At 73.7% G+C, this 6,764-nt stretch carries 8 protein-coding genes; 5 read left to right on the plus strand and 3 right to left on the minus strand.

Going from position 1 to position 6,764, the window contains the following annotated elements:
- The 3 genes from AC1MIR_RS15440 to ppk2 all read left to right on the plus strand — a co-directional run.
- The coding region (locus AC1MIR_RS15440) for a cryptochrome/photolyase family protein (protein WP_480029079.1) at nucleotides 1-1,019 on the plus strand (1,019 nt) is incomplete at its 5' end.
- Nucleotides 1,016-1,747: a metallophosphoesterase gene (locus tag AC1MIR_RS15445; RefSeq protein WP_480029080.1), complete on the plus strand. Its 732-nt coding sequence runs from the start codon at nucleotides 1,016-1,018 to the stop codon at nucleotides 1,745-1,747. The genes AC1MIR_RS15440 and AC1MIR_RS15445, both read left to right, overlap by 4 nt.
- 100 nt (nucleotides 1,748-1,847) lie before the next feature.
- Entirely contained in the window at nucleotides 1,848-2,831 is a 984-nt protein-coding gene (gene ppk2 / locus AC1MIR_RS15450; RefSeq protein WP_480029081.1) for a polyphosphate kinase 2, read from the plus strand.
- Between the two features lie 17 nt (nucleotides 2,832-2,848).
- Here the strand turns inward: ppk2 and AC1MIR_RS15455 are convergent, their stop codons facing one another.
- Genes AC1MIR_RS15455 through AC1MIR_RS15465 form a run of 3 tightly spaced genes read right to left on the minus strand, consistent with a single transcriptional unit; the run spans nucleotide 2,849 to nucleotide 5,772 of the window.
- Nucleotides 2,849-4,450 (minus strand): cryptochrome/photolyase family protein, encoded by a 1,602-nt coding sequence (locus tag AC1MIR_RS15455; RefSeq protein ID WP_480029082.1) that lies wholly within the window; start codon nucleotides 4,448-4,450, stop codon nucleotides 2,849-2,851.
- Nucleotides 4,437-5,045: a DUF6134 family protein gene (locus AC1MIR_RS15460; protein ID WP_480029083.1), complete on the minus strand. Its 609-nt coding sequence runs from the start codon at nucleotides 5,043-5,045 to the stop codon at nucleotides 4,437-4,439. The genes AC1MIR_RS15455 and AC1MIR_RS15460 overlap by 14 nt, the downstream gene beginning before the upstream one ends.
- A gap of 4 nt (nucleotides 5,046-5,049) precedes the next feature.
- Nucleotides 5,050-5,772, minus strand: coding sequence for an SDR family NAD(P)-dependent oxidoreductase (locus AC1MIR_RS15465; RefSeq protein WP_480029084.1), 723 nt, complete (start codon nucleotides 5,770-5,772; stop codon nucleotides 5,050-5,052).
- A 104-nt stretch (nucleotides 5,773-5,876) separates the two neighbouring features.
- Between AC1MIR_RS15465 and AC1MIR_RS15470 the strand changes: the two genes are divergently transcribed.
- Nucleotides 5,877-6,434, plus strand: a complete 558-nt coding sequence (locus AC1MIR_RS15470) for a SixA phosphatase family protein (RefSeq protein WP_480029085.1) — start codon at nucleotides 5,877-5,879, stop codon at nucleotides 6,432-6,434.
- A 53-nt stretch (nucleotides 6,435-6,487) separates the two neighbouring features.
- The coding region (locus AC1MIR_RS15475; RefSeq protein WP_480029086.1) for a hypothetical protein at nucleotides 6,488-6,764 on the plus strand (277 nt) is incomplete at its 3' end.

Genomic DNA, 6,764 nt, shown 5'->3' on the forward strand with positions numbered 1-6,764 from the left:
GGCCTTTGGCGGCCAACCCGCCCTCCGGGCCGGGTTCGCGGCCCGCCGCCCCCCCCGGCGCGCCGCTCCCCGCCCCCGCCGCCATCCCGGGCGCCGAGCCGCCCGCCGGCGGCGAGAGCCTGGACAGCCTCGGCCTCTATCCCGTCCCGGGCGAGCCCGACTGGGCGGCCGGGTTCGACGCCCATTGGCAGCCCGGCGAGGCCGGCGCCCAGGCACGCCTCGCCCGCTTCGCCGCCGGCCCGCTGGCCCGCTACGATTCCGCCCGGAACCTGCCCGGCGTCGAAGGCTCCTCCGGCCTCTCGCCGCATCTGCGCTGGGGCGAGGTTTCGCCGCGACAGGTCTGGCATGCGACGCGCCAGGCGGCGCAGGGCAGCGGGGCGGAAACCTTCCTGAAGGAGATCCTCTGGCGGGAGTTTTCCTACCACCTGCTCTGGCACCGGCCGGAGATGCCCGAGCGCTGCCTCCGGCCGGCGTATGAAAACTTCCCCTGGCAGAAGGATGCGCGGCTGCTGGCGGCCTGGCAGCAGGGCCGCACCGGCTATCCCATCGTGGATGCCGGCATGCGCCAGCTCTGGCGCAGCGGCTGGATGCACAACCGGGTGCGCATGGTCGCCGCCAGCCTGCTGGTGAAGCACCTGCTGCAGCCCTGGCGCGACGGCGCGGCCTGGTTCTGGGACACGCTGCTCGACGCCGACCTCGCCTCCAACAGCGCCTCCTGGCAGTGGGTCGCGGGCTGCGGCACCGACGCTGCGCCCTATTTCCGCGTGTTCAACCCGGTGCTGCAGGGCGAGAAGTTCGACCCCGCCGGCGCCTATGTCCGGCGCTGGGTGCCGGAGCTCGCGAAGCTGCCCGACGCCTTCATCCATCGTCCCTGGGAAGCGCCGCCGGGCGTTCTGGCCGCCGCCGGCATCCGGCTCGGCCGCGACTATCCCCGGCCGATCGTGGACGCGGCCGAGGGGCGGGCGCGGGCGCTGGCGGCGCTCGCGGCCCTGCGCCCGGACAGCGCGGACGCGGCGTGAGCACGCCGCCCGGCCATCTCTGGCGCGGCTTCGCGGGGCTCAGGGTGGTGGCCGACGTGCATGGCGAGGCCGAGGCCTTCCGCGCCGCCATCGCCGGCGCCGAGGCCGAGGACCTGTTCGTCCTGCAGCTCGGCGACCTGACCGACCACGGGCCCGACAGCCCCGGCGTGCTGCGCCAGATGTTCGCGCTGATGGATGCGGGTCGCGGCCTGTTCCTGCTCGGCAACCACGACCACAAGCTGCGCCGCGCGCTGACCGGCGCGCCGGTGCGGGTCCAGGCGGAGGGTCTTGGCCGCACCCTGTCCCAGCTGGGCGCCGCGCCGGATGGGGCGGCGCTGACGGCCCGCGCCATCGTCGAGATCGCCCGCGCCCCGGCCTGGATCCGGGATGGCGGGCGGGTCTTCGTGCATGGCGGCTTCCATCCCGGCATGCTCCACGCCGCCCCGCCGCCCGATGCCGGGGAGGCGCGGCCGGGCGGCCTCGTCACCCGCGCCATCTACGGCCAGGTCACCGGCCGGACACGGCCGGACGGATCGCCGGAGCGGCTGCACGACTGGGTGGACCGGATCCCGCGCGACATGCTGGTGGTCTGCGGGCATGAGCGGCGCTCCACCGATGGCCGCCCCTATGTCACGGAGGGCTTGCTAGGCGGGCGCTGCGTCTTTCTCGACTGCGGCGCCGGCAAGGGCGGGCATCTGGCCTGGATCGACCTGCCGGCCTGGGCCTGACCCGGCGCGGCCGGAAACTGTCACCGGATTGACATGGATCAGCCCGCGCCGCCGTCGCCGGGTGCAGAATGCGGCCGCTGCAACCGCCTGGAGGCCGTCCATGCCAGACGACATCGCCCGCCCGCCGGAACCGGCTGCCAGGCCCGAGAACGCGCCGGAAGCCGCCCGCAGCATCGCTGGCGCCGCCGCGGAGCTGACCCGGCCCCCCCGCGCCGCCGCGCTGCGCCACGATCCCGAGGCCGTGCGGCGCAGCTTCGAGACCGGCGAATACCCCTACGCCACGCGCCTGACCGAGAAGGAATACCTGCAGCGGGTGACGCCCTTGCAGGTGGAACTGCTGAAGGCGCAGGCCTGGGTGAAATCCGCCGGCGAGCGGGTGGTGATCCTGTTCGAGGGGCGCGACGCCGCCGGCAAGGGCGGCACGATCAAGCGCTTCATGGAGCACCTGAACCCGCGCGGCGCGCGCGTGGTGGCGCTCGAGAAGCCCTCCGAGCGCGAGCGCACGCAGTGGTATTTCCAGCGCTATGTGGAGCACCTGCCGGCCGCCGGCGAAATGGTCTTCTTCGACCGCTCCTGGTACAACCGCGCGGGCGTCGAACGCGTGATGGGCTTCTGCTCGCCGGCCGACTACCTCGAATTCATGCGCGAGGCGCCGGAACTGGAACGCATGCTGGTCCGCTCCGGCATCCGCCTGTTCAAGTTCTGGTTCAGCGTGACTCGCGACGAGCAGCATCGCCGCTTCAGCGCGCGCGAGACCGATCCGCTGAAGCAGTGGAAGCTCTCCCCGATCGACAAGGCGAGCCTCGACAAGTGGGACGACTACACCGAGGCGAAGGAGGCGATGTTCTTCTACACCGACACCGCCGACGCGCCCTGGACCATCGTGAAGTCGAACGACAAGCGGCGCGCGCGGCTGGAGGCGATGCGCTTCTTCCTCACCACCCTGCCCTATCCCGGCAAGGACGAAGCGGTGGTGCATGGGCCGGACCCGCTGATCGTCGGCGGCGCGGCGCATGTGATCGGGCGGAGCACGCACATCCTCGGCGCCGCGCTGCATCCCGACCAGCGGCGCGTGCGCGGCTGACAAGCACGCGCCGAGGATCACAGCAGGCGGCGCTGCACTCCCGCCGGCGCCGCGGCCGCCTCCAGCCCGTCCAGGAACGCCCGCGCCTGGTCGCGCATCGCGCGGACCTTGGCGGGATCCATCTTGGCCAGCGTGCGCAGCGGCATCGCCATGCGCGGGTTGTTCCCAAGACGCGCCGCGTGCCGCGCGATGAAATCCCAGTAGAGGAAGTTGAACGGACAGGCGCGCGCGCCGGTCGCCGCCTTCACGTCGAAGGCGCAGCCGCGGCAATGGTCGGACATGCGGTTGAGGTAGGCGCCGGAGGCCGCATAGGGCTTCGACGCCATCACCCCGCCATCGGCATGCAGCGCCATGCCATGCGTGTTGGGCAGTTCCACCCATTCATAGGCGTCGGCATAGACCACCATGTACCACTCGTTTACCGCGGCCGGGTCGAGGCCGGCGAGCAGCGCGAAATTGCCGGTCACCATCAGCCGCTGGATGTGATGCGCATAGGCGAGGTCGCGGGTCTGCCCGATCGCCGCGCGCAGGCAGGCCATCTCCGTCTCGCCCGACCAGTAGAACCAGGGCAGCGGGCGATACGCCTCCAGCGCATTGGTCTCCCGATAGTCCGGCATGCGGAGCCAGTAGATGCCGCGGACATATTCGCGCCAGCCGAGGATCTGCCGCACGAAGCCCTCCACCGCGTTCAGCGGCGCCTGGCCCTGGCGATAAGCCCGCTCCGCCGCCGCGCAGGCATCGCGCGGATCGAGGATGCCGACATTCAGCGCGGCAGCGATCAGCGCGTGGAACAGCGTCGGCTCGCCCTCGGCCATCGCGTCCTGGTAGCTGCCGAAATCCGCCAGCCGGTGCGCGACGAAATCGGCGAGCGCGGCCGCCGCGTCTTCGGCCGTCACCGGCCAGGCGAAGGCGTCGAGCGTGCCGAAATGGTCGGGAAATTCGCGCGCGACCAGCGCCATCACCTCCCGCGTCACCGCATCCGGCGGGAAGCGGCGCGGCTTCGGCGGCACCATCCCCTTCGGCAGCGCGGCACGATTGTCGTGGTCGAAGTTCCACTGCCCGCCCGCGGGCTGGTCCGGCGCCTCCATCAGGATGCCGCTCTCGCGCCGCATCTCGCGGTAGAAGAATTCCATGCGCAGCTGCTTGCGCGCGCCCGCCCAGGCGCGGAAGCGGTCGAGCGTGCAGAGGAAGCGCGTATCCTCCCGGATCTCCACCGGCAGGCCCGTCGCCGCCTCCCAGCCCCGCATGTCCTGCAGCACGCGCCACTCGCCCGGATGGGTGCAGGCGATCCGCGTCGCGCCGTGCCGCCTCGCCGCGCGCGCCACCTCGCCCGCCAGGGTCTGCGTGTTCGCGGCATCGTCGAGCCTGACGTAGTCCACGCGGATGCCGCGCGCGCGCAGCCGCGCCGCGAAGTGCCGCATCGCCGAGAGCACGAGGACAATCTTCTGCTTGTGGTGGCGGACATAGGTGCACTCCGCGCGCACCTCGGCCAGCAGCACGACGTCGTCGGCGCCGATGCCGTCCAGCGCGCTGAGCGTGTCGGAGCACTGGTCGCCAAGGACGACGCGCAGGACCGGCCCGGAAGCCTCCCGCGGCGCGCGGGCGCTACCCCCGCGCATACCGGATCGCGCTGCCATCCTCGCCCGTGGTCTCGAAGCCGACCCAGGTGCCGCGGGCATCGTAGAGGATCACCGCCCCCTCCCCGCCGACCAGCGTCACCCGCTGCCCACCCGCCTCCGGGCGGCGTTCCAGCCGCGGCTCCACCGGCCGGCCCTCGCGCGGGTCGAACAGCGGCACGCCGGGCGCGAAGCTCGCCGCGCGCCACCAGGTCAGGGGGGCGGCCGCGGCCGGCAACAGGACATTGCCGGCGGTGCCGCGCAGCCGGAGCCCGTCGCCCTCCGCGCGCACCTCGCAGCCGGTCTGCCGGCCGTTCTTCTCGAGCCGGCTGGCCAGGCCGACCAGCCGCTCGCCCTGCCAGGCTTCCTCGGTCTCGTGGCTGTAGCGGAACACCGTGAAGCCCGCGAGCGTGACGGTGATGCGCACTTGGCTGCGGGCGCGCAGCAGGCCACCATCGTCGCGGAAGGTCACGCGATGCGTCCCGACCTCGCGGCCCTCCCGGATCACCTTGAAGGCAAGGTCGCCCGGCGCCGCCACGGCCCGGTCATCCAGCAGCGGCAGCAGCGCAAGCCCGAACAGCGCACGGCGCAGCAGCATGGCCCTATCCCTTCCCCGCGAGCGCCCCGCGCCCGCCATCCACCCCGATCACCTGCCCGGTCATCCAGCCCGCCGCGTCGGAGAGCAGGAAGTCGGCCAGGGACGCGGCATCCTCCGCCTCGCCGAGGCGCTGCAGCGGATGCTGCCTGGCGATGGCCTCCGCCATCTGGGGGCTGCGGGTCAAGGGCTCGGCGAGTTGCGTTTTCGTCAGGCTCGGCGCGACGACGTTCACCCGGACCTGGGGCGCCAGCTCCGCCGCCAGCGACACCGCCAGCCCCTCGACGGCCGCCTTCGCGGCGCCGATCGCGGCATGGTTGGCAAAGCCCCGCCGCGCCGCGACCGAGGAGAACAGCACCACGCTGCCCGCCCCCGCCACCAGGGCCGGCAGCGCCGCCTGCACCGCCAGCGCGGGCGCCAGGGCGTTCAGCCGGAAGGTCTCGGCGAAATCCGCTTCCGTCAGCCGCGCCAGCGGCTTCAGCAGGATCGAGCCGACGCAGAAGGCGAGCCCGGCCAGCGGCGTGCCGGCCGCCGCCACCGCCGCGCGCAGCGCCGCCGGATCGGTCACATCCGCCGCCTGCCAGCCGGCGCCAAGCTCGCCCGCCAGCGCCTGCAGCCTTGCCGCATCCCTTGCCACCAGAAAGGGCGCCGCGCCGCGGGCGCCCAGCCGCCGCGCCAGCGCGCCGCCGATCCCGCCGGTGGCCCCGAACACCAGGATCCGTCCCGTCATCTCAGCCCCATCGTCCCAAGCCGGCGGCAGATGGGGTCGGCCGGGACAACGGAAACCCTGCCGAGGCAGACAGGCGCGCGCGGCCGTGCTTAGGATGCCGGCCCATGCGTCAATTGCTGCTTCTGCGGCACGCCAAGTCCTCCTGGGACGATCCGCGCCTGCCGGACCATGCGCGGCCGATCAATGCGCGCGGCCGCCGCAACGCCGCCGCGATGGCCGAGGCGATGCGCGACCTCGGCCTGGCGCCGGACGTGGTGCTGGTCTCCTCCGCCCGGCGCACCCTGCAGACCTTGGAGGCCATCGGGCCGCTCGACGGCTCGCCGCTGATCGAGCCGATGGACGCGCTCTACCTCGCTCCCTGGCAGGCGCTGCTGGAAACGCTGCGCGGCGTGCGGGAGACCGCGCGCAGCGTGCTGCTGATCGGCCACAATCCCGGGTTGCACGAGCTCGCGATGGCGCTGGTCGGCCCGGCCGGCATGGCCGGCGGCGGTCCGACCGCCGCCCGGCTCGCCCTGTCCTACCCCACGGCGACGCTCACCGAGTTCAGCGTCGCCCTGCCCTGGCGCCTGCTGGAGGCGGGCGGCGGGCGCCTCGTGCGCATGCTCGCCCCTGCCGACCTGCCGAGCGCGGAGGCCGGCGACATGACGGAGACACCGGGCTGAGCGACGCGGCTACCGAGCAGATCCGGCCCGAGGCCGCGCCGCCCGAGGATGCGGTGGCGGCTGCCGGGCTTGTCCTGGAAGGGACCCTCTCTCCCGCGGCGGCCGAAGGGCTGCTGCGCAGCGGACCGCTGGCCGAGCGGCGCGCCGGGCGCAGCCGCGGTCGGGCGGTCGGACTGTCCTGGCTCGACACCCCCGAGGGGGCGCTGGCCGGGGCGGGGCTGGCGCTCGAGCAGGGCCGTCGCGGCCCGCGACGCCTGCTGCGGGTTCTGCCTGCGCCGGGCGACACCTGGCTGCCGGGCACGCCGCCCGCGACCGTTGAAGAGGTCGCGG

The sequence above is a fragment of the Falsiroseomonas sp. RANM36 genome (assembly GCF_056682175.1).